Source organism: Acidovorax sp. 93, assembly GCF_003633835.1.
GTDB classification, from domain to species: domain Bacteria; phylum Pseudomonadota; class Gammaproteobacteria; order Burkholderiales; family Burkholderiaceae_C; genus Acidovorax; species Acidovorax facilis.
On record NZ_RBIT01000001.1, the window covers coordinates 4,846,203 to 4,871,585 of the forward strand.

25 protein-coding genes are annotated in these 25,383 nt (G+C 66.2%); 11 read left to right on the forward strand and 14 right to left on the reverse strand.

Translation table 11 applies throughout. From position 1 onward, the window contains the following. Window positions 1-40 precede the first annotated feature (40 nt). The 4 genes from C8C93_RS22085 (at window position 41) to C8C93_RS22100 (ending at window position 2,825) form a co-directional block, all read left to right on the forward strand. A complete protein-coding gene (locus C8C93_RS22085) occupies window positions 41-523 on the forward strand; it encodes a thioesterase family protein (protein ID WP_121508308.1) in 483 nt (160 codons plus the stop codon). After that, window positions 520-1,812 carry a class I SAM-dependent RNA methyltransferase gene (locus tag C8C93_RS22090; protein ID WP_055402486.1) on the forward strand — a complete coding sequence of 431 codons (1,293 nt, stop codon included), beginning with the start codon at window positions 520-522 and terminating at the stop codon, window positions 1,810-1,812. The genes C8C93_RS22085 and C8C93_RS22090 overlap by 4 nt, the downstream gene beginning before the upstream one ends. Further along, window positions 1,802-2,287, forward strand: coding sequence for a putative toxin-antitoxin system toxin component, PIN family (locus C8C93_RS22095; RefSeq protein WP_121508309.1), 486 nt, complete (start codon window positions 1,802-1,804; stop codon window positions 2,285-2,287). The genes C8C93_RS22090 and C8C93_RS22095 overlap by 11 nt, the downstream gene beginning before the upstream one ends. Before the next feature lie 307 nt (window positions 2,288-2,594). After that, on the forward strand, window positions 2,595-2,825 hold the full coding sequence (locus C8C93_RS22100) for a hypothetical protein (RefSeq protein ID WP_147433794.1): 231 nt from the start codon (window positions 2,595-2,597) through the stop codon (window positions 2,823-2,825). A gap of 66 nt (window positions 2,826-2,891) precedes the next feature. Here the strand turns inward: C8C93_RS22100 and C8C93_RS22105 are convergent, their stop codons facing one another. The 4 genes from C8C93_RS22105 to C8C93_RS22120 form a co-directional block, all read right to left on the reverse strand. Next, window positions 2,892-3,320: an N-acetyltransferase gene (locus C8C93_RS22105; RefSeq protein WP_121508311.1), complete on the reverse strand. Its 429-nt coding sequence runs from the start codon at window positions 3,318-3,320 to the stop codon at window positions 2,892-2,894. 90 nt (window positions 3,321-3,410) lie between these two features. Further along, window positions 3,411-5,273, reverse strand: a complete 1,863-nt coding sequence (locus C8C93_RS22110) for an ABC transporter ATP-binding protein/permease (RefSeq protein WP_121508312.1) — start codon at window positions 5,271-5,273, stop codon at window positions 3,411-3,413. Between the two features lie 102 nt (window positions 5,274-5,375). Beyond that, window positions 5,376-6,197, reverse strand: coding sequence for a hypothetical protein (locus C8C93_RS22115; protein WP_199727062.1), 822 nt, complete (start codon window positions 6,195-6,197; stop codon window positions 5,376-5,378). A gap of 8 nt (window positions 6,198-6,205) precedes the next feature. Beyond that, on the reverse strand, window positions 6,206-7,948 hold the full coding sequence (locus C8C93_RS22120) for an FMN-binding glutamate synthase family protein (RefSeq protein WP_121508314.1): 1,743 nt from the start codon (window positions 7,946-7,948) through the stop codon (window positions 6,206-6,208). A 215-nt stretch (window positions 7,949-8,163) separates the two neighbouring features. Here C8C93_RS22120 and C8C93_RS22125 point away from each other — a divergent pair, with 215 nt between their 5' ends. From C8C93_RS22125 to C8C93_RS22140, 4 genes are all read left to right on the forward strand, one after another. After that, on the forward strand, window positions 8,164-9,021 hold the full coding sequence (locus C8C93_RS22125) for a YecA family protein (protein ID WP_121508315.1): 858 nt from the start codon (window positions 8,164-8,166) through the stop codon (window positions 9,019-9,021). Window positions 9,022-9,151: 130 nt separating this feature from the next. After that, window positions 9,152-10,705 carry a SulP family inorganic anion transporter gene (locus tag C8C93_RS22130; protein WP_121508316.1) on the forward strand — a complete coding sequence of 518 codons (1,554 nt, stop codon included), beginning with the start codon at window positions 9,152-9,154 and terminating at the stop codon, window positions 10,703-10,705. 110 nt (window positions 10,706-10,815) lie between these two features. After that, window positions 10,816-10,899: an SEC-C metal-binding domain-containing protein gene (locus C8C93_RS25690; protein ID WP_121508317.1), complete on the forward strand. Its 84-nt coding sequence runs from the start codon at window positions 10,816-10,818 to the stop codon at window positions 10,897-10,899. Window positions 10,900-11,242: 343 nt separating this feature from the next. Beyond that, window positions 11,243-11,512, forward strand: coding sequence for a hypothetical protein (locus C8C93_RS22140; RefSeq protein WP_099730604.1), 270 nt, complete (start codon window positions 11,243-11,245; stop codon window positions 11,510-11,512). 1,185 nt (window positions 11,513-12,697) lie between these two features. On the opposite strand, the gene C8C93_RS22145 is transcribed toward C8C93_RS22140, so the two are convergent. The 8 genes from C8C93_RS22145 to C8C93_RS22180 form a co-directional block, all read right to left on the reverse strand. Beyond that, window positions 12,698-13,186 (reverse strand): nuclear transport factor 2 family protein, encoded by a 489-nt coding sequence (locus tag C8C93_RS22145; RefSeq protein ID WP_121508318.1) that lies wholly within the window; start codon window positions 13,184-13,186, stop codon window positions 12,698-12,700. Window positions 13,187-13,271: 85 nt separating this feature from the next. Then, the gene (locus C8C93_RS22150; RefSeq protein WP_121508319.1) at window positions 13,272-15,161 is read right to left on the reverse strand and encodes a cyclic nucleotide-binding and patatin-like phospholipase domain-containing protein; all 1,890 of its coding nucleotides are present in this window, start codon (window positions 15,159-15,161) and stop codon (window positions 13,272-13,274) included. Between the two features lie 220 nt (window positions 15,162-15,381). Further along, on the reverse strand, window positions 15,382-16,284 hold the full coding sequence (locus C8C93_RS22155) for an alpha/beta fold hydrolase (protein ID WP_121508320.1): 903 nt from the start codon (window positions 16,282-16,284) through the stop codon (window positions 15,382-15,384). An 80-nt stretch (window positions 16,285-16,364) separates the two neighbouring features. Further along, a complete protein-coding gene (locus C8C93_RS22160) occupies window positions 16,365-16,892 on the reverse strand; it encodes a CinA family protein (RefSeq protein ID WP_121508321.1) in 528 nt (175 codons plus the stop codon). Further along, the gene (locus C8C93_RS22165; RefSeq protein ID WP_121508322.1) at window positions 16,889-17,416 is read right to left on the reverse strand and encodes a phosphatidylglycerophosphatase A; all 528 of its coding nucleotides are present in this window, start codon (window positions 17,414-17,416) and stop codon (window positions 16,889-16,891) included. The genes C8C93_RS22160 and C8C93_RS22165 overlap by 4 nt, the downstream gene beginning before the upstream one ends. Before the next feature lie 18 nt (window positions 17,417-17,434). Beyond that, entirely contained in the window at window positions 17,435-17,911 is a 477-nt protein-coding gene (locus tag C8C93_RS22170) for a universal stress protein (protein WP_121508323.1), read from the reverse strand. Window positions 17,912-18,000: 89 nt separating this feature from the next. After that, on the reverse strand, window positions 18,001-19,614 hold the full coding sequence (locus C8C93_RS22175) for a DUF4139 domain-containing protein (RefSeq protein WP_121508324.1): 1,614 nt from the start codon (window positions 19,612-19,614) through the stop codon (window positions 18,001-18,003). 131 nt (window positions 19,615-19,745) lie between these two features. Then, complete coding sequence (locus tag C8C93_RS22180; RefSeq protein WP_121508325.1) at window positions 19,746-20,630, reverse strand: LysR family transcriptional regulator; 885 nt, start codon at window positions 20,628-20,630, stop codon at window positions 19,746-19,748. 142 nt (window positions 20,631-20,772) lie between these two features. On the opposite strand from C8C93_RS22180, the gene C8C93_RS22185 reads away from it, so the two are divergent. From C8C93_RS22185 to C8C93_RS22195, 3 genes are all read left to right on the forward strand, one after another. Next, window positions 20,773-21,813: an NAD-dependent epimerase/dehydratase family protein gene (locus C8C93_RS22185; protein WP_055395563.1), complete on the forward strand. Its 1,041-nt coding sequence runs from the start codon at window positions 20,773-20,775 to the stop codon at window positions 21,811-21,813. A 32-nt stretch (window positions 21,814-21,845) separates the two neighbouring features. After that, on the forward strand, window positions 21,846-23,027 hold the full coding sequence (locus C8C93_RS22190) for a twin-arginine translocation pathway signal protein (protein WP_121508326.1): 1,182 nt from the start codon (window positions 21,846-21,848) through the stop codon (window positions 23,025-23,027). Between the two features lie 128 nt (window positions 23,028-23,155). Continuing rightward, window positions 23,156-24,496: a ferric reductase-like transmembrane domain-containing protein gene (locus tag C8C93_RS22195; protein WP_233559536.1), complete on the forward strand. Its 1,341-nt coding sequence runs from the start codon at window positions 23,156-23,158 to the stop codon at window positions 24,494-24,496. Between the two features lie 135 nt (window positions 24,497-24,631). Here the strand turns inward: C8C93_RS22195 and C8C93_RS25175 are convergent, their stop codons facing one another. Both C8C93_RS25175 and C8C93_RS22200 read right to left on the reverse strand, forming a co-directional pair. Further along, window positions 24,632-24,808: a hypothetical protein gene (locus C8C93_RS25175; RefSeq protein WP_158603288.1), complete on the reverse strand. Its 177-nt coding sequence runs from the start codon at window positions 24,806-24,808 to the stop codon at window positions 24,632-24,634. Between the two features lie 147 nt (window positions 24,809-24,955). Continuing rightward, a complete protein-coding gene (locus C8C93_RS22200; protein WP_121508327.1) occupies window positions 24,956-25,309 on the reverse strand; it encodes a hypothetical protein in 354 nt (117 codons plus the stop codon). Between the last annotated feature and the right edge of the window lie 74 nt (window positions 25,310-25,383).

Genomic DNA, 25,383 nt, shown 5'->3' on the forward strand with positions numbered 1-25,383 from the left:
CCCTGTTTGAATTTTTCGTTTTTCTATCCGCCACCCCACCATGGCCCGCATCGTCTTCGACCTCCCCCCGCACTTCGGCTTTGCCACCGAGCTGCAGATCTACATCAGCCACGTGAACCAGGGCGGGCACCTGGACAACGCGCAACTGCTGAGCCTGGTCTCTGAAGCGCGGGTGCGCTTCTTCCAGTCGCTGGGCTACCCCGAGGCCGACGTGGGCGGGCTGTCCATCGTGGTCGGCGACATCGTGGCGCAGTACAAGTCCGAAGGTTTCCATGGCGAGACCATGCGCGTGGAGATGGCCCCGGCGGACTTCAACCGCTATGGGTTTGACCTGGTCTTTTGCATGACCGAGAAGACCTCAGGCCGCGAGGTGGCGCGCGGCAAGATCGGCATCGTCTTCATCGGCAAGGCCGACCGCAAGGTGGCGCCGATCCCCGAATCCATCCGCCAATTGCTGCTGGCCCGCGCGGGAACGCAGGATTCCCACGCATTGTCTGAGCGCGTATCCTCCCCATCGACATGAACCAACTCCAACTTTTTCTCCCCTGCGCCGCTGGTGTGGAGGGCTTTCTGGCCGATGAGGTGCATGGCATCACCGGCCTCACGGGGCAAGACCTGCTGGTCGGCCGCGGCGGCGTGCTGCTGCGCGCCTCGTGGCGCGAGGCGCTGCTGCTCAACCTGCACAGCCGACTGGCCCAGCGCGTACTGGTGCAGTTGGCGCACCGCCCGTACCGCTCCGAGAACGATCTCTATGCCATGGCCAGCGACGTGGCCTGGGAAATCTGGTTCACCACGCGCCAGACCTTCAAGGTCGAGGTGACGGCCCAGCACAGCCCGTTGCAGAGCCTCAACTTCGCAGGTCTCAAGGTCAAGGACGCGGTGGCCGACCGCTTCCGCGCCAAAAGCGGTGTGCGGCCCGACGTGAACACCCAGTGGCCCGATGTGCGCATCCACCTGCACCTGACCACCGACGAGGCCACGATCTACATCGACACCTCGGGCGAGCCGCTGTTCAAACGCGGCTGGCGCGAGGACAAGGGCGATGCGCCACTGAAAGAAACCCTGGCCGCCGCCATGATTGCTGCCAGCGGCTGGGACCCGCACGGCGACAACCCCCAGCCGCTGTACGACCCCTGCTGCGGCAGCGGCACCATCGTGATCGAAGCCGCGCAGATCGCCTGCCGCATCCCGGCGGGCATGCTGCGGCGCTTTGCGTTCGAGAAGCTGCTGCCGTTCCAGGCCCATGTCTGGGATGCTATTAAAAACGAAGCTGAAAGCGCAATACAGACAAGCGCTGTGCCCCTGTTTGGCAGTGATGTGGCTTTCCGCATGGTCGATTTTGCGCAGCGCAATGCTGAGCGCGCAGGCGTGGCCGATGCCGTGCAGCTGCGCGGCGGCGACGCCCTGCAGCGCATGCCACCGTGCGACCAGCCTGGCGTGATGCTGCTGAACCCGCCCTACGGCGAGCGCATTGCTGCCGCAGGTAGCGCAGGCCGCAACGCCAGCGAGCGCGCTGCCGACCGTGCCCAGGGCATGGCCGTGGGCCGCGAAGAGGCGCAGACCGAGGATGGCGGCGAATTCTTCAGCCAGCTGGCCTCACACTGGAAGAAGAACTACGCTGGTTGGCAGGCCTGGATGCTCACACCCGACCTCAAGCTGCCCGGCAAGATGCGCCTGAAAGAATCGCGCCGCGTGCCGATGTGGAACGGCCCCATCGAATGCCGCCTCTTCCGCTTTGACATGATCAAGGGCGCGGTGCGCGACCGTGCTGCAAAACCCGCCCCTGACAACGACCCGCGCAATGCAGGTTGAACTGCGCCTGCCCGCCGAGGCCCGGGCGGGCGAGCCCGCTCGCCCCGTCGTGGTGGACACCAACGTCGCGCTCGACCTGCTGATCTTCAGCGACCCGCGCACCGCCCCCCTGCGCGCACTGCTGGCCCAAGGGCGTCTGGCCTGGATAGCCACCCAGGTCATGCGCGACGAACTGGAGCGCGTGCTGGCCTATCCGCACATCGTTGGGCGCATGGACTACTACCGCGTGGATGCAGCGCAGGTACTCGCTGCATTTGATGCGCAGGCGCGGCTGGTGGAGATCGCGCCCAAGGTGCCCTATGTCTGCAAGGACGCGGACGACCAGAAGTTCATCGACCTGGCGGCGGCACACCGGGCGATTCTGCTGAGCAAGGACAAGGCGGTGATCTGTATGCGCAAGCGCTTGATGAATTTCGGGGCGGATGTGGCGACTGCGCTGGTGCTGGAGGCGGGGGTAGCAGCACTTGCGGTTTGATAGGCCTGCCAAGTCTTCGACAAGATCGTGGGGACTGTTACCCTCCGATGATCGCGTATCACCGCCCATGAGTTCAAGGCGGCACTTCCTCTGGCATACCGCTGGCGCTGTCTCATTTTTTGCGAGGCCGTCTTTGGCTCAAAGTCTTCCGTCGTCAATCCTTCGTGAGCTCCCCTGGTCTTTTTCTGAGCCGTCTTGCCAGGATGTGGAGACTTTGCTCTCAGCCCTGCGTGAGTACAGCAGGAGCATTGGACACAGCCTGGATGAGCAGGAGCTCCAGAGGCAGTTTCCGGGCAGGACGTTGGACGTGACCTATGCGTACTGGGTTCGGGATAACGGTGGCGTTTGGACCGAATTGAGCGCTACGGTTCAGATTCGCAGGGACCACAACCCAACCTATGCAGAGGTGCTGTTCCTTTTGCACCAGGAGGCCGCGCACCTGCTGGCTGACCAGGATCACCATTTTTTTGAGGGGCTGGTGCTGTCTGCAGATCCGTTGTCAGACACGCCAAGGTACGAAATGCTGCTGGGAAGTTGATCGTAAGTTTGGTGGGATGGGTTGGCGCAGTCGGACCTGCCACGTTGGCAATCCAAGCCCTGGACATCAGGACATCAAAACCTTCTTCAAATACACCAGCTGAAATCCCTGGATGTAGTTGTCGATGTGCCCAAACTCCTCATAGCCCTGTTTAAGATAGAACTCGCGCGCCTGCCACTCAAAGGTGTTCAGCGTCACGCTGTGCGCGCCCAGGTTGCGGGCTTTCTGTTCTGCCGTGGCCAGCAGGTTGCGGCCCACTCCATGGTGCCGGGCGGCTTCGTCCACAAACAGCAGTTCCACGTTCAGCCATTCCAAAAACACGAATCCGCGCAGCCCGCCCACCAATTCGCCCTGGGTGTCGCGCGCGCTCACCCACACCGGCTGGGACTGGCCGTACTCACCGACGAACCCGTAGTTGAATTGCCGCATCCGACGGCCTAAGACGCCGGAGTGAACTTCGTCTGCTGTGGGTGTGTAGATCTCAAAGTCGGTCATTGCGGAAGTCATGTAGGTCGGGTTGGCGAAGCGTAACCCGACCTGCTCTCATCGGGCGAAGCTGCCCCGCCGTCGCTTGAGCCGCCGCGCTCAGCTATCAAATCTGAAGTCCGCTGCCGCGTACAGCGCCCAAGCCCCTTCGCCCTTGAACTCCAGCACGTGCGTGTGGTGTTTGAGCACGGCGGGGCGGTGGGCGATGCTGATGAGGGTGGTGCCGCTGGCGCGCAGGCGTTCGTAGAGGGCGGTTTCGTTGGCGCTGTCCAGCGCGCTGGTGGCTTCATCCAGGATGACGATGCTGGGCTGGCGCGCCAGCACGCGGGCAAAGGCCAGGCGCTGTTGCTCGCCCACGGACAGCAGTTTCTCCCAGTCGTAGGACGCGTTGAGCCCACCCACACGCTCGGACAGTGATTCGAGGTGCACCTCCTGCAGCAGCTCCAGCAGGCGTTCGTCGCTCAGCGCCGTCTGCTTGCTCGGGTAGATGATCTGGCTGCGCAGCGTATCAATCTGCATGTAGGGGCGCTGGGGCAGGAAGAACATGTCTTCCAGGGGCGGGTGCTGCACGGTACCGCTGCCCGTGTGCCACAGGCCGGCAATGGCACGCAAGAGCGAACTCTTGCCGCAGCCGCTCGGGCCGGTGATGAGCAGCGCGTCGCCGGGCTGCAACTGCAGCGAGAGGTCGGCCACGAGCAGGCGGCCGAAGTGGGGGGTGTAAAGCGAGAGCCCTTCGATGGCCAGCGTGTCGCCGATGCGGGTGGTGATTTGCGGTGGGGGCTCGGAGGGGTCGTGGGCGTTGATCGCGGGCGTCGCATCGTCCGCAGGTTGGCCTGCTGGGGCGGGCTCGGCCCAGGGGGTGGGCGCGGCAGGGGTTTTGAGCACGACCTGCGACAGGGTATGGAGCCGGTCGATGCCCGCCACAAACCGGCTCAGGCTCTCGAAGTTGTCCACGATCAGCGAGATGGCGCCCAGCACGGCGGCAAAAGCGCCTGCCGCCTGGATGGCCCGGCCCACCTCCAGCTCGCCCGACAGCACCGCATTGGCCAGGAGGATGCTGGGCAGGATCAAGGTGAGCTGGCTGAAAGAGCGCTGGTACAGGTTGAGCGAGAGCTGCTTTTTGATGAGCCGGGCGAAGTTGGTAAAAGCAGCCTCGAACCGGTGGTCGATCTGCACGCGCTCCTGGGGTTCGCCCCGGTAGAAGGCGATGGATTCGGCGTTCTCGCGCAGCCGCATCAGCCCGAACCGGAAGTCTGCCTCGCGGCGGATCTGCCAGAAGTTCAGCCGTATCAGCGGCGCGCCAAAAAGGTACAGCGCCCCGAAGGTACCCAGCAGGGCATACACCGCCAAAAAAGCCACCAGCGTCTTGGAGATGGACCACAACACCGCGCTGAACGCCACCAGCTGCATCAGCGAGCCGATGAAAATCAGCAGGAAGTGCGTGGACCGGCTGGTGAAGGTGTTGATGTCTTCGCTGATGCGCTGGTCGGGGTTGTCGATGTCGCCGCCCGCGCCGATCTCGTAGTACTTGCGTTCGCTCAGATAGCCATCCAGGAATCGGTGGGTGAGCCAGCGCCGCCAGTGGTTGGAAAACGCATCGCGCATGTAGTAATAAAAGGCGTATACCGGCACCGCGAATGCCAGTACAACAAGGCTGGTGCGCACCGCGATCCAGAAGCGGTCGGCCTGCTTGGCCGCCAGGGCCGATGTCATCTCCCCCGTCTTGTCGATCAGCATGACGGCCAGCTGGGTCTCGCACACCATCAGGGCGATCAGCAGTGCCATCAGGCCCCAGGCGGTGCGCTTCTTGTCGCCTGCCCAGTAGGGCCGGGCCACGCCCATGAACTGCTTCCAGGCAGCCCGCGACAGGGTGGGCGGTCGGCTGCGGCGGGGCTTGTCGGAGGTGGTGGGCAAGGGCGTGGGCTCAGGAGCGGCTGGGCTGGCAGCTGCGGGCAGTGGCATGGAAAGAAGGGAGGGCTGGAGGAAGCTCCACCTGAACGATAGGCGATCAGCGCGCTTGCCGCTGTCAGCGGACAACCACAGCTTGACTAGAACGGCCGCGTTTCATCTGCTTAGCAACTCGTACGCCGCCCGCACCCGCTGCAAATCCCGCCCCAGCCTGCGGCTTGCCGGCAGAAGCCCCATCCACCCCATCCGCCGGACACTGGTCGCCAGCACCGTCTGCATCTCCGCGCTCTCCTGCGCCACCCACGCCGCCCAGCGCTCGCGCCCCTCGGTCAGCGTGCCGCTGGTGTGCAGGTAGATCGCGGTGGAGTGCGCGTAACACAGCGCATCGCGCACATGGCACACCGCCAGGGGCAACACGGCGGCGGGGTCGTCCTCAAAGTCGATGCAGGCCACTTCGCCATCGGGGCAGCGCACCATGTTGCGAGCAAAGGCCTGGCTCAGGCACGTGCCTTGGCGGTGCACCAGGGCCAGCGTGTCCAGCCCCTGCTGCCACAGCGCCAGAACGGTGGCCGTGTCACCCGCCTGCACGGCATGGTCGATCTCGTTGCCCAGCGAATGAATCTCTTCCCCCGTGTGGCCCAGGTGGCGCATGGCAAAACCATGGGGCAAGGCGGCCAGCACCACGGGCACGCGGATGCCGCGCGCGGCCAGGTCACGCAGGCGCTGCACTTCGGTGGCAATGGCCGCAGGGCCGCCGGGGTTGGGCACGGGGCGCAGGGCGTCCAGCCGCAGCAGGGCGGCCAGCACGGCCATGGCGCGGTAGCGGCCCGTGCCGTGGGGCGCGCCGGCGCGCTTGATCCAGATCTGTTCGTGGCCCAGCACATGGGCCATCACGTTGTGGGGCTGGGTGGCCAGTTGCTGCTGCAAAAAGGCGGCGTAGTCCGGGGCGGTGGTGTGGGTGGGGGCGGATGCGTCCATCGTCAAGTTCATACGGCGGCATCCCCTGCCACCGCAGCAGCGGTGCCGACGGCTGCTGCGTGCACCAGCTCGACATGGTGGGGGATGGAGGGTTCCAGTGCAGGCTCGCTGGCCTGAAAGCTGTGCGCGCTGGCCAAGGGCCAGTACAGGCGGAACACGTTGTGCTGCGCGTCGAGCGGGCCGAGCAGCGCGCCCGGTTGCATGCGCGTGATCAGGTTGGACAGCAGGCGCACCTCGGTGTCGCTGATGCGGCGCACGATGTGGTGGGCCGTGATGTCCTTGGGGTGGCGCAGCCCGGCGGCCTGCACCAGTTCCTGCAGCGCGTGCAGCGTGCTGCGGTGAAACTGCGCCACGCGCGTGGCCTTGTCGGGCACCACCAGGGCCTGCTGGCGCAGCGGGTCTTGGGTGGTCACGCCCGTGGGGCAGTGGCCGGTGTGGCAGTTTTGCGCCTGGATGCAGCCCAGCGCCATCATGAAGCCGCGCCCCGCGTTGCACCAGTCGGCGCCCAGCGCCATCATGCGAGCGATGTCGAAGGCGCTGATCACCTTGCCCGCGCAGCCAATGCGCACGCGGTCGCGCAGGTTCACCCCCACCAGCGTGTTGTGCACCAGCAGCAGGCCTTCTTGCAGCGGGGCGCCCACGTGGTCGGTGAATTCGACGGGCGCCGCGCCCGTGCCGCCCTCGGCGCCATCGACCACGATGAAATCGGGCGTGATGCCCGTGACCAGCATGGCCTTGACGATGGCAAACCACTCCCACGGGTGGCCCAGGCAGAACTTGAAGCCCGTGGGCTTGCCGCCCGACAGCGTACGCAGCTTGGCGATGAAATGCATCATCTCGACCGGCGTGCGAAACGCACTGTGGCTGGCGGGCGAGATGCAGGCTTCGCCCTCTTTCACACCGCGCGCAGCGGCGATCTCGGCAGTCACCTTCGCGCCGGGCAGCACGCCGCCATGGCCGGGCTTGGCGCCCTGGCTGAGCTTCAGCTCGATCATCTTGACCTGCGGGTCGGTGGCGCTGGCCGCAAAACGCTCTTCGCTGAACGTGCCATCGGGGTTGCGGCAGCCAAAGTAGCCCGAGCCGATTTCCCAAATCAGGTCGCCGCCGTGCACGCGGTGGTGCTGGCTGATACTGCCCTCGCCCGTGTCGTGCGCGAAGCCGCCTTTTTTTGCACCCTGGTTCAAAGCAAGGATCGCATTGGCCGACAGCGCACCAAAGCTCATGGCCGAGATGTTGAACACGCTCGCATGGTAGGGCTGGGTGCAGGGCGATACCGATGGCGACGGCGCATCGGGGCTGCCGCCGATCCACACCCGAAAGTCGTGCGACGGCAGCTGTGTGGGTGCGAGCGAGTGGTTCACCCATTCATAACCCTGCGCGCCCACGTCCAGGTGCGTGCCAAACGGCCGGTTGTCCGGGTCGCCCTTGGCGCGCTGGTACACCAGCGAGCGCTGCGCGCGCGAGAACGGCGCGGCCTCGCTGTCGCTCTCGATGAAATACTGGCGCACCCCGGGCCGCACGTATTCGAGCATGAAGCGGATGTGGCCGATGACCGGGTAGTTGCGCAAAATGGCGTGGCGCGACTGCTGCAGGTCGTACACGCCCACTGCTACCAGGGCAGCAAACACCAGCACCACGGGCAACCCCACGTGAAAAGCCACCAGCGCAAACAGCGACAGCAGCAGCCCGAAAACGCACAGCGCAAAGGCCGTGTAGCGCACCGGGTACAGGGAGTTCAGTTGGTGGAGCATGGGGGTCCTGGTTCTGGTGGCGGTGCGAGAGGGGGCTACACTGACCGCCTTTTTATCGGGTTGCCATGTTGCGCAAGGCGCTTTTGAGGCCCGGCACCACCCCGGGTCGCCGTACCTCCGCCGCTACACCAGCGCCACGGCACAGGCCTGCGCATCATAAAAGTAAAACAATGTTTTACCGCCCCCGCTTTCTCGCTTGACGACCGGAGCCCCCCATGACCGAACCCACATCGCCCACGCCCTCCACCGACGATCTTGATGACCCCGCGGGCGCCCCGGCCGCCGCACTGGGCCCTGAAGAGCTGGAAGAGATCGACAACATCCTCGACGACCTGCGCTCGCGCGGCGAGGAAATCCCGCAGTGGGAGTTCTGCGACGGTTTCATGACCGCGCTGATCTGCAGCCGCCGCCCCATCGCCCCGGCCGAGTACCTGCCCATGCTGCTGGGCGACGGCGCCGAGCTGGATATTGCCGAAGGCGACCCGCTGCCGCAGTTGCCAGCCTTTGCTGACGCCGCCCAGCAGGCGCGCTTTTTAGAGCTGTGGAACCGCCGCTGGGCCGAAATCGCGACCCAGCTCGACACCGACGTGAAGACGCTGGACGACGACCGCACCTTCCAGCCCGAAGCCATGGACATGCGCGGCGCCGTGGCCAGCCTGACCGACGAGCAGCGCGCCGAAATGGGCGACGACCAGGAGATCCCGTCCTTCGGCCAGGTGTGGGCCCTGGGCTTCATGTTTGCGGTGGAAAACTGGCCCGAGGACTGGGCCGCCCCGCGCGACAAGGAAGCCGCCAAGTGGCTGGATGACGCGCTGGACCGCATCGTTGCCCTGACCGAAGACGACACCGGCAAGCCCGAAGTCTGCATGTACGACGAAGACGGCCCACCCAGCACCAGCCAGGCGCGCGTCGAGGGCTTCGGCGAAGCCATCTGGGCCGTGTACGACCTGCGCCAGCTGTGGAAGAGCATGGGCCCGCGCGTGGAGACGGTGCGCAAGGCGCCCGAGCCGGGGCGCAATGACCCGTGCCACTGCGGCAGCGGCAAGAAGTACAAGAAGTGCCACGGAGCTTGATTTTGTTGGGCAATTTGCTATTGATTGGATAGCTATTGGCGCTTGATGGATAAGCGCTAGAGCCTGTTTTGATCTGAAATTCCTCGCAGCGCGCCTTCGGGCGCGCTTTGTTTTTTGCAGGGCACACCGCATGAACCCTTCCACCCTGAACCGTCTGCGCGCCGAATGGGCGCCCAGCATTCCGCGCGAGCTGCTGGCCGGGGCTGTGGCCACGTTTGCGCTCATCCCCGAAGTCATCGCCTTCTCCTTCGTGGCGGGCGTGGACCCTTCAGTGGGGCTCTTCGCCTCGTTTGTCATCAGCCTGGTCATCGCCTTCACCGGCGGGCGGCCTGCGATGGTGTCGGCGGCGGCAGGCTCGGTGGCGCTGGTGGCTGCGCCGCTGGTGCAGTCGCACGGGCTGGGCTACCTGCTGGCGGCGGGGCTGCTGGCAGGCGCGGTGCAGGTGGCGTTTGGGCTGATGAAGCTGGGCGTGTTGATGCGCTTCGTGTCCAGCTCGGTGCGCACGGGCTTCGTCAATGCACTGGCCATCCTGATCTTTGCCGCGCAACTGCCGCACCTGCACGGCGCCAGCACTGCCACCTGGGGGGCGCTGGCGTTGGGGCTGGCGCTCATCTACGGCCTGCCGTGGCTGGGCCAGCGGCTGGCATGGCCTGCGCTCACCGCCATTCCGTCACCGCTGATCTGCGTGGTGGTGCTCACGGTGCTGGCATCGGCGCTGGGGCTGCACCTGCCCACGGTGGGTGACCTGGGCAAACTGCCCGATGCGTTGCCTGTGTTTGCGCTGCCGCAGGTGCCCGCGTCGCTCGACACCCTGCGCATCATCCTGCTGCCCGCGCTGGCGATCGCCATGGTGGGCCTGCTTGAATCAGTGCTCACCGCCGCCGTGGTCGATGAGCTGACCGACACCCCCAGCGACAAGAACCGCGAATGCGCGGGGCTGGGCGTGGCCAACATCGCGGCCAGCCTGTTCGGCGGCATTGCGGGCTGCGGAATGATCGGCCAGGCCGTGGGCAACGTGAAGTACGGCGGGCGCGGGCGCCTGTCCACGTTGTTTGCCGGGGTGTTTTTGCTGATCCTCATGGTGGTGCTGAAAGACTGGGTATCCAAGGTGCCGGTGATTGCGCTGGTGGCCATCATGGTCATGGTGTCGGCCGAAACGTTCGACTGGAAGTCGCTCGGCGCCCTGGTGCGCCACCCGCGCCTGTCCAGCGCCGCCATGCTGGCCACCGTGGCCGTCACCATCGCCACCCACAACCTGGCGGCTGGCGTGGCCGTGGGCGTGGTGCTCAGCGGGGTGTTCTTTGCGTTCAAGGTCTCGCACATGCTGGAGGTGCGCGTGCACGACGATGCGGATGGCGCCGATCACGCAGATGGCGCTGGTGCCACGGCCTTGGGCCAGCGCACTTGGCGCGTGTCCGGCCAGGTGTTTTTTGTCTCGGCCGATGCGTTCATCGAGGCGTTCGACGTGCTGGGCGCCGAGGGCCGCGCGGTGGTCATCGACGTGACGCACGCCCACTTCTGGGACATCACCGCCGTCGCAGCGCTCGACAAGGTGGTGGAGCGCTTGCGCCACCATGGCTGCACGGTGCAGGTGCTGGGGCTCAATGAGGCCAGCGCGGTGCTGATTGATCGGATGGGAAGCGATGTCGCTCCGGCCAGTGCGAAAGGAGGGGTGGGCGGTTGAGCGGGGAGGATGCCGCTGGCGTTTTAGCGAAGGCGACCAGCCCCGCAGCACACCCGGCAGGCCCAGCGCTTGGCTGTCGGCCTTTTTGTCGCCGTGCACAGCATCGCCACATGTCCAGCCGCAATGCTCCGTGCCATTGTGGCAGTGGCAAGAAGTACAAGGGTGCTACGGGGTTTGGGGAGGGAGGCTACTGATTTGATAGCTGCGGGCGATTATTGGATAAGCGCTAGATGTCAATTTTGCTTGATTTTTCTACTGCTCCATGTTGCAGATGCGAGGGCGGGGTTCAAGGTGGGTAGTTGCCTGTCGCTGACCGAGCACGGTGATAGGGTGCTTTGGGCCCAGAGCTGTCCTTAGACAGAGACCGTGCAAGCGGTCATCTGTTGATCTACTGGCAATGTAGACGTCCCACTCGGTGCGCGGTTTAATGTGTGTAACGTATTCGATCAGTCACGGACATGATCAAGCAACCCCGTGAATTGCAGCAGCAGAGGGGCGGGGCAAGGCCGACGTTAGGCAACCATCCAGCGAGGAAACATGACACTACCCAACATCGATTGCGCGCGCATTGTTCGGGACGGGGGTATTGACGCCATGGCTGCGTTGAACGCTGCGTTAATCGATGCGATCGTAGGGTTACCGGCACTGGATCAAGAAAGGCTGAAGCTCAATTTCGCACGCGCCATGGCAGAAATAACCATAGAGGTAATCAATCCCGCGGTGGCCGCTTTTCCGGAGCTTGAACCCGATGAGGACACTTGGAAAAGTGTGGCAAGGGTCCGAGCTACGGCACGCGCTGATGGCTAAACGTGTCATTGCAACAGTCGAGCAGCTTCGCCCGCTCAATTGCAATGTTGAGAGCCCGCTTTCGACTACTTCCACCGAGTTTTCCCCGCAGGCTTTGCGGAATACATTGAGTTAGGTATCTATGAGCGAGATTGCTGCAACAACTATCAAAGGAGTCACCGAAGCAGGTGAGCACGTCGCCATATCAGTGACCATAGGTACCCCGTACAGAGAGACTACTGATCCGGAAGTATGGCGCTGTCCTGTCGCAGTGTCCCCCCTTTACGGCAGGTTGGCGGACATCGCGGGAAACGACTCACTACAGGCGCTTTGCCTTGCCACACGGCTTGCGTTCAGCCTATTGCGTGACTTCAAGAGCAAAGGGGGCAGACTACTCCTTGCGAAGGAGGATGGCGAGGAAACCGAATTTCCAGTTGATGCTTATCTTCCGCAACCTCCGGGCGGTAATACCTGAGATTTGAGTCAACCCGGACCTGTGCGAGCGTGGCTTCGTATCGCTTGCCCAGGCGAGTTAAGTCAACCATTGAACGTCTGCTTTCATTAGGGGTGACCGACCGCTTCTGGCCGATAGCGGGCGTGTTGCCAAGCGCTGGTACGGTTGTACCAACTGCCTCCGCACAGACTTTCGAGGGCAGAGCTCGGCTGCGGTCGAACCGGTCGCTGAAACCCCTCCGTTTTGGCCGCGTTGCTAAGCCTCAATCACTTCTCCGAAGATGGCAGGCACTGAGTCGGAAAACCACAATACTTGCATTCTCTAGTGAATAGCGACGCAGTCGGGACACCATCTTCGACCGTGGAGCCAATAAAAGGCTTTGTGCAGGAGGGACATTTAACAGAAGCAATGGCACCGAGTAAGAAAAGTGCCGTGAAGAAGCTCGCAAGGCACCTACCAGTGCCACGTTGCTCAACGAGTTGGGGAATAGAAGAGGTTGAACCCCAAGCGACAGAAAGCACACCGTTGCAACCACTAGCGCCGCCTTGCAGCAGCGTTGGAGCCCTTTGATTTTTGTGAGCTTCATTGCAATGACTAGACGTGGGGGCGACTTACGATTACAAGCCGCAAGGCACCAGTTCTACCAGACTTCCCGCCAAGTGAACCATGGGCACATTTGCTAGAGACTGCTCTTTGCCGAGAGCCGCAGTTCCCAATGCATTGAGCGATCTGCGTCACCGCAACACCACCCCTCACCCCTGCGCCAAAAACTTCTTCAAATTCCCCGCCGCCGTACTCCGCACCTTGCGCTTGAGCGATGGCGACCAGCCCAGCAGCAGCCCTGGCGCCCCCAGCGCCTGCCGTGCCCAGCGCCAGAAGTTGAAGCGGTCGCGGTGAGTGGCGATCAGCCCGTCGGGCGTGAAGGTGAAGGTGCCGTCGATGATGTTGTGCACCTTGCGCCCCGTGGCGCTGAAGAGGTAGTGCGCCTCCCAGTGCGCCTTGCCGCCGGCCGCGTCGGCTTCGATACCGCTGAACGCGAGCTTCCAGTGCTCGGCCGCGCCGGGCTTTTTGGTGGCGGTGCATAGCATGCGCCACATGCCGCCGATCTGGTCGCGGCCCTTCAGGGAAAAGGCCTCGTCGTCGAACGTGGCGTTGGGCGCATAGCAGGCGGCCATGGTGGCGTGGTCAAGCTGCGCAAACGCGGTGTAGAAGCGCTGCAGGGTCTGGGCGTTGGGGTGCATGGGGTCTCCTCCTCAAGGGCGCCCATGCTACACCGGTGCCTGCCTGTTGCATGCCGCTTGGGCGACCGGGCCGTGTGGTGCGTTCTCAACGGGTGCGCAGCCCGCCGATGCGCCGGCGCTTGATGTCATCCAGTCCGTCCAGCACCTGGATGCCATGTGCATACCCCTGCTGCACGATCTGCTCGAAGCGGTTCCACTGCAGCATGCCGACGCGGTCCATGGGGGGGTTGAAGTACAGGTCGGTGAGCTGCTGCGACTGGCGCTGGCGCGACATGCTGTAGAGGATGGTGACCTGCATGAGGTAGCTGGCCAGCGAGGGCAGCTTGTAGCGGCGCTGGGCGCGCGGGCGCAGCTTGTCGCGCAGTAGAGCCCAGCTGGTGGGGATGTCGTCCAGCTCGATGCGGCGCGGCTTGCGGAAGTTCAGGTCCACGCCGATCACCGTGCCCACGCCGCGCATGCTGCTGCGCATCACGTCCACCGGAAAGTTGTTGAACGTGCCACCGTCGCACAGCAGGTCGCCCTCGTGCACCACGGGCGGCAATGCACCGGGGATGGAGATGCTGGCCAGCAGCGATTTCACCAGGCTGCCACGGCGCACCACCTGTTCGCTGGCGCGCGAGTAGTTGGTGGCCACGCAGTAGTAGTTCTTCCACAGGTCTTCCACCTGGGCCGGGAAGCCCACCAGGCTCCCCACGGCCTCCTGCAGGATGTGGCGCAGTCGGCGGCCCTTGATGAGCGACATCAGCGGCAGCAGGCTCCAGTCGCCCGTGGGGTTGGTGCGAAACGCCTCGCGGGCGTTGGCCATCACCGTCGCCAGCGGCCGGTCGGATGCCACATACGCGGCCATGACCGATCCGATGCTGGTGCCACCCACGCAGTCGATCTCCACGCCTTCCTCCTGCAGCGCGCGGTAGATGCCCAGGTGCGCAAAGCCGCGCGCACCGCCGCCCGCCAGCACCAGGCCCACGGCGGTGCGGCTCTGGATGCGGGCCAGGCGCGCCATGTCGCGGTCGAGGGTGGGGCGCACATGCACATGGTCGGCCACGGGGCGGCGGTCCAGCCATTGCTGGGTGCCACGCGGGCACTGGGTGCCTTCCGGGTGCAGCAGCACCAGGATCTCGGCGGCCTCGGCCAGGGGCGCGCGGCGCAGCAGGCAGTTTTCTTCGATGGGGTGTATGGCGGGCTCGGCCTGAGCGTCGGCCAGCAGCAGCAACTCGTCGCAGTGGCGGCTCACGCGCCGTGTCCAGGGCGTGGGCTCGGGGTCTGCCAGAAGCAGCACGAAGTCGTTGCGGGCCTCGATCTCGTCGAGCAGCATGGCGATGCGCCGGTTGGCCGTGGCATCGGCGCCTTCGCGCTGGGCAATGCCGGGCTCGTGCAGCTCTGCATCCACGGTGGCGGAGTCGACCACACGCACGCGGCCGATGGTGCCCAGCTGGCGCGCCAGGCTCTGGCCAAAGCCCTGCAGGTCCACGCCGCTGCTCACGGGCAGCAGGCCCATGGCCACGGGCCGCTCTTGTGCGGCCGTGTGGGCGGCGGTGCCCGTTTGCAGGCGCTGGATGATCTGGCGCGTGAGGGCAATCGACACCTGGGCGCTGCTGGCCAGCAGGGTCTTGAACACGTCCTTGGTCAGCCGCACCAGCACCGAGTCGCGCACGGCGACCACGGTGGCGGCGCGCGGTGCGTCGGTGAACAGGCTGATCTCGCCAATCACCTGGCCCCGGCCCATGTCGGCCACACGGCGCTGCGGGCCGCTGCTACCGTCATCGCTGCGCACATAGGCACGCAGGCGGCCGCTCACGGTGAGGTACATCGACTCGCCGGGCTCGCCCTGCGCCATCAGCGTGCTGCCGCCGGGCACCTCCACCCACTCCAGCTGGGCGCGCAGCAGCTCCAGCGCCTCGGGTTCGATGCCTGGCAGAAAGCTGCGCAGGTGCTCGGTGAGCAGTTGGTTCTGGGTGGCGGTAAAAGGAGGCATGGTCACGCAGTCGGCAAGGCTCGGTGGGGCGCTGCGGAAAGCGGGGGGGGCTCGCCAACACGTCGTGTTTGCGATGGGTTCCGCAGCGTGCGAAGCGGCGGATTCTAGGAACGCAAGGGCATCTGTGCGCACTGTGCAAGGCATGGTGGCCGGGCAGCGCGTGAACAAATGCACGGCGGGCCCTTGCGATTGCCCTTCCGTGCCGATGCGGAGCGGGTCGTCAGCGCATGAAGGCGCTCAGCGCGCGGGCCGTGGCCTCGGGCAATTGCTCGGGGATGAAGTGCCCCGCCGGCACGGCCTGGCCCGTCACCACGCCCGCGCATTGCGCCTGCCACAGGGCCAGCGGGTCGAACAGGCGGTGAACTACGCCGTGTTCGCCCCAGATCACCAGCGTGTCGCACGCGATCTTCTCGCCGCGCGCGCGGCTTTCGCGGTCGTGCTCCAGGTCGATGCCTGCGCTGGCGCGGTAGTCCTCGCACGCGGTGTGGATGGCCTCGGGCGTGCAAAAGCAGCGCTCGCAGTCGGCCAGCGCCTGGGGCTCGATGTGGGCCAGGCCCGCGCTGCCCCAGCCGCCCAGCTTGGCGTGCAGGTAGGCGAGCGGGTTGCCGCCAATCATGGTCTCGGGCAGCGGCGCGGGCTGGATGAGGTGGAACCAGTGGTAGTAGGCGCGCGCAAACTCCATGTCGGTACGCGCGTACATGTCGAGCGTAGGGGCGATGTCGATCACGCACAGCTTCTTCACGCGCGCGGCGTGGTCCAGCGCCAGGCGGTGCGCCACGCGGCCCCCCCGGTCGTGGCCGCACAGAAAGAACGCGTCGTGACCCAGCGCGGTCATCACCTCGGCCATGTCCTGCGCCATGGCGCGTTTGCTGTAGTTGCTGTGGTCGGGCAGGCCGGGCGCGTGCGATGAATCGCCATAGCCGCGCAGGTCGGGCAGCACCAGAAAGTAGTCGCGCGCCAGCTGCTGCGCCACGCGGTGCCACAGCGCATGCGTTTGCGGAAAGCCGTGCAGCAGGAGCAGGGGCGGTGCATCCACAGTGCCACCGGTGCGGACAAAAATCTCGGCGCCAGCGGTGGTGATGCGCTGGGTGGTGAAGCCTTCAAACCAGGTAGGAGAGGTCATGCGGGATGCGGCGATGGTTGATTGCGTTGGAGCGACAGGCTGAATTGGCGTGTGCGCCCCTTCAGGCGCCCACCCAGGGGTCAGCCCAGCAGAAACCCCAGCAACCGCTGCAGTGCGTAGCGCACCGTGGCCGCACGGATGGCGGCGCGGTCGCCCGCAAAGTGCTGCATCTCGCTGTGGGTTTCGCCATTCACGCACCAGGCAAACCACACAGTGCCCACGGGCTTGGCCTCGCTGCCGCCTGTAGGGCCGGCCACGCCGGTTACGGCCAGGCTCACATGTGCCTGGGAATGGGCCAGCGCCCCATCGGCCATGGCGCGGGCCACGGCCTCACTCACGGCGCCTTCCTGCTCAATGAGTGCGGCGGGCACGCCCAGCATCTCGACCTTGGCGGCGTTGGAGTAGGTGACAAAGCCGCGCTCGAACCACTGGCTGGAGCCCGCCAGGTCGGTGCAGGCCGCCGCGATCATGCCGCCCGAGCAGCTTTCGGCCGTGGCCAGCAGGTGGCTGTGTTTGAGCAATTCCAGAGAAATTTGGGTCAAATTGGCCTCTAGCGCTGATGTATCAAGCGCTAGCAGCTCTTGATTTGATAGCGATGCGGTTGTCATGCGAACCTCCACACTGCAATGACCAGCAGGGTACAGAAGGCTGCCACAAAGTCGTCCCACAAGATACCCCAGCCGCCGCGCCAGCCAAAGCCCTTGAACAGGCTGTCGGCCCAACCCACCGGCCCGGGTTTGGCCGCGTCAAAGAATCGGAACAGCCCAAAAGCCACCAGCTGCCCCCACCAGCCCATGGGCATGGCCAGCCACAGCACCAGCCAGAAGGCCACCACCTCGTCCCACACGATGCTGCCGGGGTCGGCCACGGCCATGTTGCGCGCGGTGGTGGTGCAGGCCCACCAGCCCACTACGGTGCTGGCGGCAATCAGCAGGCCCATGTGTTGGGGCGGCAGCCATTGCTGCAGTGCCAGGTAGCTCAGCCACGCCCACAGCGTGCCCACGGTGCCCGGCGCCACGCGCGACAGCCCAGCACCAAAACCCAGTGCGATGAAGTGGGCCGGGTGGGAAAACATGAACGCCACGGTAGGGCGGCGGGAGGGCAGGGGCTGCGGGGGCTCGGAAACGGTCATGGCACGAGGGAGGGGCTGTCAGTCGCTGGCGGCCACGTCTGCCCCTGCGGGCAGGCGCACCAGCAACACGGGCACGGGCGCGGTGCGTGCAATCTGCTCGGCATCGCTGCCCATCAGCACGCGGGCCAGGCCACGGCGCCCGTGCGTGCCCAGCACGATCAGGTCGGCCCCCCAGGCCTGGGCATGCTCCACCACCAGCTGCGCCACGCGGGCGTCCAGGTTTTCAATCAGCACAGTGTCTACGGGTACACCGCGTTGCGCCACGCGCTCCTGGGTCTGGTGCAGCAGGGCTTCGCCGGCCTTGCGCAGGCGGGGTAGTACCTCCTGGCTGTAGACCTCGGGCTGCTCAAAGCCGCTGATGTGGGCCACCGGGTCCATCACATTCAGCAGCCGGATGCGGCCGCCCGTGGATTGCGCGAGGCTGGTGGCCTGGGCCACGGCGTGGTCCGAGGTGGGGCTGCCGTCAACGGCAACGAGGATGTGTTGGTAACTCATGGTGGGGCTGGCTCCTCGGGCTTTTTCGTGGGGCGCTGCTGTCGATTGTGAACGACTGTTGTGGGTGGGTGCGGGCTGCAGTTGCCGGTTCACTGGCGTTCTTGCAGCTCCACATCCTTGGGGTAGCGGATGGTGTGCTCGGCGCTGAACTGCGCCGTGGCGCCTGCGGCCAGCGGCTGCTGCCAGGCCACGGTGCCGGGCGTGCGGTTCCAGGCCGTGTCGGTGGGCTGGGGCTGGTAGCGCGATTCAACCTCGATCTTCTCGTTGCGCGATACCGGCGCGGCATGCAGCACCTGCAGCGTGATGCCGGTCTTGTGGCGGTTCTCCACGCTGTAGGCGCGGCGGGTCTTGCGCTCGGTGCGCGAGCCGGTAAAGCCGGTGCTGCCCGTCAGGTCCTGCGCGGGCTCGGCGCGCACGGTGATGAGTTCATCGCGGCCAAACGACAGGCTGGTGCTGCCCGCCGGGGCGCCCGCGCTGGGCGTGCCGAAGTCGATGCGCCCGTTGCCCACAAACGCGCCGTCGCGGTACAGGCCTGCTGGCCCTGCGGGCCACACGCCGGGCGGCTGGGCCATGTGGGCCACCAGGTAGGCGGCTTCTTCCACGGCGGGGGCTGCGCGGGTGATGAGCGTGGCGGGTGCGGTGTGGTTGCCCAGCGCCAGCGTCACGCGCTGGCCGCTTGATGGCACGGTGATGCGCTGCGGCACGGCGAACTCGGTGGCAAAACCCTTGTCGAGGGTGCTGACGTCGAAGGTGGGCATGGCCTCCTCGACCGCGTTGCGCGAGCGTGCCACGGGCGAAGGCGCTGCCGCCATGGCCATCGCCACGGCGGGGGCGGCGGCAGGTATGGGACGCGGCGGAGGGGCTACATCCAGCGTCCATTCGCGCGGCAAGCGGCCCTGCGTGGCGCGGCCTGGTTGGCCGGTGGACAGGGTCACTTGAACGTTGCTCCAGTCTTCGCCACTGTTTTGCGCCACCAGCGCCTGGCGCTCGATCAGCACGGTGGATTTGGTGGCATCCAGCGTGGCACGGTAGGTGGGTTGCCAGCCAGGGCCGCGTACCTGGTAAGACAGGCGCAGCTCGGCCTCGCGCTCGGCGGCCAGGTTGATGGTGACGGAAACCACCCGCGCACGCTGGCTGGCCACGCGGTCGCGCTCGGCCACCAGGGGCTTGAGGGCCAGCTCCAGCGCCTCCTGCTTGCGTTGCAGTTGGTGCGCGCGTGCAAAGCTGTCTTGGCCAGACTTGCGCAGTACATCGGCGGTAGCGGTGATCTGTGCGGGCGTAGGGGTGGCGACACGGGGGGCGCTTGTAGCGGGCGATGCCGCCTCCTGGCCATTGCCGGTTTGTGCCACGCTGCGCAGGTAACCATCCACCAGTTGCAGGGCGGAGGCTTCGGCCTTCACTCCTGCGATCTGGTCTTCCAGCTCGCGGATGCGGCCGTCCAGCGGGCTCGCGCAGCCCGCCGCCACATCGCGGTCCTCGGTGAGCACGTTGAACTCGCCCATACGCACGGCAGGGTCGGCGTTGATCTGGAGGCTTTGCACATCCAGCGACGCGGGCAGGCAGGCCAGCGTGAGGCTGCGCGCGCCAGCGGGCACCTTGGCCACACGCTCCACCGTGGCGCTGCCGGGGTAGACGGTGACGCGGGCGATTCGGGAGGTGTCCTGGGCCAGCGCAGGCGCGGCCGCGCTGCAGAGCAGGGCCATGCTGACAAGGCACAAGAGCCGCAGCGGGTGTGGAAAGCGCAAGACAATGGGCGGGTGGATCACGGGGCTCCTGGGGCGCGGTGGACGAAGGGAATGGGATGCTAGCAGCCGCCGTGGTTTGAAACAGGCGCTTAAAGCACCCTTGGCACTTCTGCCGCCAAAAAGTCATACACCGCCCGAATCCTGCGGCTGGTGCGGATCTCGCGGTGCACCGTGAGCCAGATGGGCAGCTCGGGCAACGCAAGCTGGGGCAGCACCGCCACCACGTTTGGGTCGGTGCGGGCCATGTAGTTGCCCACAAAGCCGATGCCCAATCCTGCGCGCACGGCTTCCCAATACGCCATGAGGTCGTCGGTGCGAAACGCGAAGTGCTGGCGCTCCACCGGGTAGCCCATGGCGGCAAAGCCTTGCAGGATGTCCTCGTGCCGGTCGTTGCCCACCAGCTCGTGCTGCAGCAGGTCGGGCGGCTGCCGGGGTGTGCCTTTGCGGCGCAGGTAGTCGCGGTGGGCATAGGCGCCCAGCGTGACCGCGCCGATGCGTTTGGCCACCAGGCTGGCCTGGTCGGGGCGCACCATGCGCAGCGCAATGTCAGCCTCGCGGCGCAGCAGGTTGGTGACTTGGTTGCTGGCCACCAGCTCGACCTGCACCTCGGGCAGCGCCTGGCGCATGCGCGCTAGCACGGGCGGCAGCAGCACGCAGGCCACGGGCTGGCTGGCGGTGATGCGCACGGTGCCGCTCACGCCTTCCTCAGCGCCCGACACGCTGCGTGCCAGCTGGTGGGCGCCCATCTCCATGGCGCGGGCCGATTCGGCCAGCCGCAACGCCGTGGCCGTGGGCAGTAGGCCGCGCCCGGTGCGCTCAAACAGCACCACGCCCAGCTGCGATTCGAGTTCGGCAATGTGGCGACCAATGGTGGGCTGGCTGGCGTTGAGCACCCGGGCTGCGCCCAGCAGGCTGCCCTGGTCCAGCGCGGCCAGAAAGGACTGCACCAGGCTCCAGTCAAAGGTTTGGTTCATGGCGATAGCGTGCCTGCAACGGGGTAACAGCAGGGTGGTTGGAGGTATTCAAATTTGCATTGCTGTTATGGATGCTTAGCCAATTGTGTAACGGGCTCTGCGTTTCCACAATCGATACATCCCTTGTGAATGGAGCCCTGACATGACCACCCACCCCCGTTTTCCGCCCTGCACGGACAACCCTTCCACTGTGTTGATCCTGGGCGCCCGGGGCCGGCTGGGACTGGCGGCGGCCCGGGCCTTTGCCCAGGCCGGCTGGCAAGTGCTGGCCCAGGTGCGGCCCGGTGCGCGCGGGCCTGCGCTGCCCGCTATCGCCGGTGTATGGTGGATGCCCGTGGCGGTGGAGGACACCGCCGCACTGGCGGCCCAGGCGCAAGGCGCGCAGGTGGTGGTGCATGCGCTCAACCCCGCCTACACGCACAAGGCCTGGCGCGAAGAGGCGCCCGCGTTGATGGAAGCTGCCATTGCCGTCACCCGCCAGCTGCGCGCCACGCTGATGCTGCCGGGCAACGTCTACAACTTTGGCGAAGGCATGCCGCCCGTGCTGCACGAAGACACACCCCAGGCCGCCACGGGCTTCAAGGGCCGCATGCGGGTGCAACTGGAGCTGCGCCTGCAGGCTGCCACGCAAGGGGGCGACATGCGCGCCGTGGTGCTGCGCGCCGGGGACTTCTTTGGCAGTGGCACCGGCAGCTGGCTGGACCAGGCCATTGCCAAGGACCTGCCCCGGGGCCGCATCACCTGGCCCGGCCCGCTGGACGTAGCCACGCCCTGGGCCTATCTGCCCGACCTCGCCCGCACCTTCGTGCGCGTGGCGCAAGAGCGGGACCGGCTGGCCCCCTTCGAGTGCCTGCATTTCGCTGGCCATCACGTCACGGCGCAGCAGTGGCTGCACAGCTTCACGGCCATTGCTGCAGAGCAGGGCTGGCTGCCCGATGCGGGCGCGCTGCGGGTGGGGCGGTTGCCGTGGCCGCTGCTGCGCGTGATGGGGCTGGTGGCCCCCACGTTCGCTGCGCTGGCGGACATGCGCTATCTGTGGCGCACGCCCCACCGTCTGGACAACACCCGCCTGCGTGCGCTCATCGGCGACGAGCCCCACACCCCCTTCGATCAGGCCGTGCGCCAGGCGCTGGCAGATTTGGGGCTCGTAGCCTTGCGTTCGACCCGCGCTGCGCTGGCCTGACGGCACAACCTTTGAACCACCGGAGTCTTCTCATGAACCGTCGCAACTTCATTCGTTTGGCAGGGGGTGGCACCATCGCCGCCGCCACCACCGGCACGCTGGTCGCCTGCGGCGCCGTGAGCTCGAACTATCCCGCCGAGGCGGTCGAGGCCTGGCAGGGCCCTGTGGGCGAGACCGATGTGCGCCGCCGGGCGGTGGCCTACGCCATCACCGCGCCCAATTCGCACAACCTGCAGCCCTGGCTGGTGGACTTGCGCGAGAGCGGTGTCATCACCCTGCGCACCGACCCTGCACGGGTGTTGCCACAGACCGACCCGGGGGGGCGCCAGATACTCATCGGCCATGGCGCCTTTCTGGAGCTGCTGGTGATGGCGCTGGCCCAGCAAGGCGTGGCCAGCGAGGTGCTGCTGTGGCCGCAGGGCGAGATGCCTGCGGCCCTGAAGGACTGGGACGACCGTCCCGTGGCGCGCATCACCCTCAAGCCGGGCGGCCAGCCCGACCCGCTGTTTGCCCAGGTGCTGCTGCGCCGCACGCCCAAGACCGATTTCGACACCACCCGCCCCGTGGCGCCCGAGTTGCTGGCCCGGTTGCTGGGCAGCGCCCCGGCTCAAGCCCCGCTCAGCGTTGGCGGTACCGTCAGTGCAGACCAGTTGCCCGCGCTGCGCACGCTGTGCTGGGAGTCCGCCCGGGTAGAGCTGCTCACGCCGCGCACCATGATGGAAAGCATCCAGCTCACCCGCGTGGGCCCGGCCGAGATCCTGCAGCACCGCGATGGCATCTCGATCAACTCGCCCTTTGTGCGCGCGGTGTCGGCCCTTGGCCTGTTCGACCGCTCCGCACCACCCGCCGAAGGCAGCGCGGCATACAAAAATGCCATGGGCCGCTTTGAAGGCCACAGCCGCACGGCCATGGGTTTTGTGTGGATTGCCGGCCCCAACACGCGCAGCGACCAGATTCATACCGGGCGCCTGTATGTGCGCCAGCAGTTGCAGGCCACGGCGCTGGGTGTGGGCATGCACCCCATGAGCCAGGCGGTGCAGGAATTTGCCGAGATGGCCCCGCACTTCGAGCGCGTGCACCAGCTGGTGCTGGGGCGGCCCGCGCCGCGCACACCCCAGGAGCCCACCGTGCAGATGTTCTGCCGCATTGGCTACCCGCAGGGCGAGGTGCCTGCCACGCCGCGCAGGCCGCTTGCGCGTTTTGTGCAGGCTTGATTCCGAGGAGGGCAGCACCTGCGCAAAGGGCTGATGCAGATCAACCTCCGGCCACAAGCTGGCGCGCTTTGCCGCTGCTTCACACACTGTTCAGGTGGCGTTCATCGCGGGTTTCTACAGTTGCTGCATTGCAACAATTAGTGGGGCTGGTGATGTGGAAGAAGGTTTTGGGGGGCACTCTGGCGGTGGCCATCGGCGTGTGGATGTTGGCTTTGATCGTGCCCCAGCCTGCACCGCCCGCGTGGGGCGATGTCTGGTGGTGGCGTAACCAGCTGATCCTGCTCACCGGGGTGGCAGCCTGGGCGCTGATGTCGCTGATCATGGTGCTGGCCGTGCGGCCCGCGTGGCTGGAAAAACCGCTGGGTGGCCTGGACAAGAGCTACCGCCTGCACAAGTGGGCGGGCATCGGCGCGATTGTGCTGGCGTTGCTGCACTACGGGCTGCAGCTGTCGCGCAGCCTGCTGGCTGACTGGGTAGGCCGCCCAGTGCGCGCGCCGCGCGCGGATTGGTGGCTCAACACCTTCCGCCACCTGGCCGAGGAGATGGGGGAATGGGCTGTGTGGTTCCTCGCGGCCATGTTGGTCATCACGCTGTGGCAGCGGTTTCCGTACCACGTGTGGCGCTACCTGCACAAGCTGCTGGCCGTGGTGTACCTGGTGCTGGCCTTCCATGCTGTGGTGCTCACGCCGCCCGCTTGGTGGCAGCAGCCTGCGGGTGTGCTGGTGGGCCTGTGCACGCTGGTGGGGGTGCTGTGCGCAGTGCGCTCGCTGGCCGGGGCCATCGGACGCAGCCGCCGCCATGCGGCCCGTGTGGTGAGCGTGTCGCCCCAAGGGGCTGGGGTGCTGGAAGTGACCTGCCAGGTCAGCCCCGCCAGTCGCTGGAAGCATGCGGCCGGTCAGTTTGCGTTTGTCACCTTTGGCCGTGCCGAAGGGGCACACCCCTTCACCCTGCTCAATGCTGACCAGGGCAACGGCGTGCTGCGGTTTGCCATCAAGGCGCTGGGCGACCACACGGGGCAGCTGCCCCTGCAGGTGCAGCCGGGCCAGACGGTGAGCATCGAGGGGCCGTATGGCTGCTTTGACTTTCGCAGCGACAGCGCCACCGAGCAGGTGTGGGTGGCCGCAGGCATTGGCGCCACGCCGTTCATGGCCTGGCTGGAGTCGATGCAGTCCACGCCCGCGCTGGCGCCCCGGGTGCACCTGCACTACTGCGTGCGCCATGCGGGCGAGGCGGTGTTTGCCGAGCGCATGGCCGCGCTGTGCGCGCGCTTGCCCAGCGTGACGCTGGAGATCCACTACAGCGACGACGCTGGGCCCGTGACACCCACAGCGCTGCTGGCGGGCACCAGCCCGGCGGCGAGTGTGTGGTTCTGTGGGCCGCAGGGTTTTGCCGAGGCGGTGCGCCTGGGCATGCAGCAGCTGGGGCGCTCGCCTGCACGCTTTCACCAGGAGCTGTTCCAGATGCGTTGAGGCGGGGTTTTCTCCCCGGCGCTCCGGGTGGGGCAGGAGAAAATGAGCCAAATTGCCACTCAGCGCTTTACAGGTAAGCGCAAATAGCTATTGAAAATGTAGCAAATGGTGCCCGTAATGTTGGCCGTGAGGTGCTCATGCCCCCAGCGCTACGAACGCGATCAGCCTGCCCATGCGCCGTATCCAGTCCGCGGTGAAGATGAACTGGGACTTGTCTCTCTTCACACAGGGCTCGATGTCCGGTGGGTTGTCGGCAGGGTAGGGCGAGGTGTCATGCACATCGCCCACATGCGTGCTGCGGTAGGCCTCCATCTGGTTTGCATCGCCCCGTGGGGCAAGCTTTCGGCCCAGAACCGCATGGCCTTTGCCGATGCGGGCGCGCAGTCCACGCGTGAAGATTTGCTGACCATCATTGCGAAGTAGCCGGGGTCTTCGGCACCTGCCCCGCAGGGCGGACTCTCAGGCGGGAAACGATGGGCCGTGGGGCTGCAGGCACATGGGCCGTTCATCGAACGCCAGCCAGCCCAGCGCGTCGCACAGCGCCTGCACCCAGGCGGTGTAGTCGGTGCGCAGCGAACAGTGCATGGCGAGCGGGCCTTCGGACGCGTTGTCGGGCAGATGAAATTCCACGCCATGCCCGAGCACCGTGGCGTGGCCCCAGGTGGGCAGGGCCCACTCCAGGCCCGGCACCATCTGCGCGAGCGATGTTTTGATGTGATGGATGTCGCGCAGCATCAGCACCGTGTCGGGTGAGAGCTCGTCGGTGGACAGCGGCAACCGTGCAGGCTGAAAGAACAGGTAGGTATAAGCCATGGAGCGCGATGTTGCACCTTGTTGCACGGGCCACGCACAAGCCTGCAGCGTGCTGCGTGAACTATTGCGCAGCC

Bases quoted from the DNA above. Each gene is read 5' to 3' on its own strand.
- C8C93_RS22085 (WP_121508308.1), top strand. From the start codon at position 41: ATGGCCCGCATCGTCTTCGACCTCCCCCCGCACTTCGGCTTTGCCACC.
- C8C93_RS22090 (WP_055402486.1), top strand. From the start codon at position 520: ATGAACCAACTCCAACTTTTTCTCCCCTGCGCCGCTGGTGTGGAGGGC.
- C8C93_RS22095 (WP_121508309.1), top strand. From the start codon at position 1,802: ATGCAGGTTGAACTGCGCCTGCCCGCCGAGGCCCGGGCGGGCGAGCCC.
- C8C93_RS22105 (WP_121508311.1), bottom strand. From the start codon at position 3,320: ATGACCGACTTTGAGATCTACACACCCACAGCAGACGAAGTTCACTCC.
- C8C93_RS22110 (WP_121508312.1), bottom strand. From the start codon at position 5,273: ATGCCACTGCCCGCAGCTGCCAGCCCAGCCGCTCCTGAGCCCACGCCC.
- C8C93_RS22115 (WP_199727062.1), bottom strand. From the start codon at position 6,197: ATGGACGCATCCGCCCCCACCCACACCACCGCCCCGGACTACGCCGCC.
- C8C93_RS22120 (WP_121508314.1), bottom strand. From the start codon at position 7,948: ATGCTCCACCAACTGAACTCCCTGTACCCGGTGCGCTACACGGCCTTT.
- C8C93_RS22125 (WP_121508315.1), top strand. From the start codon at position 8,164: ATGACCGAACCCACATCGCCCACGCCCTCCACCGACGATCTTGATGAC.
- C8C93_RS22130 (WP_121508316.1), top strand. From the start codon at position 9,152: ATGAACCCTTCCACCCTGAACCGTCTGCGCGCCGAATGGGCGCCCAGC.
- C8C93_RS25690 (WP_121508317.1), top strand. From the start codon at position 10,816: ATGTCCAGCCGCAATGCTCCGTGCCATTGTGGCAGTGGCAAGAAGTAC.
- C8C93_RS22140 (WP_099730604.1), top strand. From the start codon at position 11,243: ATGACACTACCCAACATCGATTGCGCGCGCATTGTTCGGGACGGGGGT.
- C8C93_RS22145 (WP_121508318.1), bottom strand. From the start codon at position 13,186: ATGCACCCCAACGCCCAGACCCTGCAGCGCTTCTACACCGCGTTTGCG.
- C8C93_RS22150 (WP_121508319.1), bottom strand. From the start codon at position 15,161: ATGCCTCCTTTTACCGCCACCCAGAACCAACTGCTCACCGAGCACCTG.
- C8C93_RS22155 (WP_121508320.1), bottom strand. From the start codon at position 16,284: ATGACCTCTCCTACCTGGTTTGAAGGCTTCACCACCCAGCGCATCACC.
- C8C93_RS22160 (WP_121508321.1), bottom strand. From the start codon at position 16,892: ATGACAACCGCATCGCTATCAAATCAAGAGCTGCTAGCGCTTGATACA.
- C8C93_RS22165 (WP_121508322.1), bottom strand. From the start codon at position 17,416: ATGACCGTTTCCGAGCCCCCGCAGCCCCTGCCCTCCCGCCGCCCTACC.
- C8C93_RS22170 (WP_121508323.1), bottom strand. From the start codon at position 17,911: ATGAGTTACCAACACATCCTCGTTGCCGTTGACGGCAGCCCCACCTCG.
- C8C93_RS22175 (WP_121508324.1), bottom strand. From the start codon at position 19,614: ATGGCCCTGCTCTGCAGCGCGGCCGCGCCTGCGCTGGCCCAGGACACC.
- C8C93_RS22180 (WP_121508325.1), bottom strand. From the start codon at position 20,630: ATGAACCAAACCTTTGACTGGAGCCTGGTGCAGTCCTTTCTGGCCGCG.
- C8C93_RS22185 (WP_055395563.1), top strand. From the start codon at position 20,773: ATGACCACCCACCCCCGTTTTCCGCCCTGCACGGACAACCCTTCCACT.
- C8C93_RS22190 (WP_121508326.1), top strand. From the start codon at position 21,846: ATGAACCGTCGCAACTTCATTCGTTTGGCAGGGGGTGGCACCATCGCC.
- C8C93_RS25175 (WP_158603288.1), bottom strand. From the start codon at position 24,808: ATGGAGGCCTACCGCAGCACGCATGTGGGCGATGTGCATGACACCTCG.
- C8C93_RS22200 (WP_121508327.1), bottom strand. From the start codon at position 25,309: ATGGCTTATACCTACCTGTTCTTTCAGCCTGCACGGTTGCCGCTGTCC.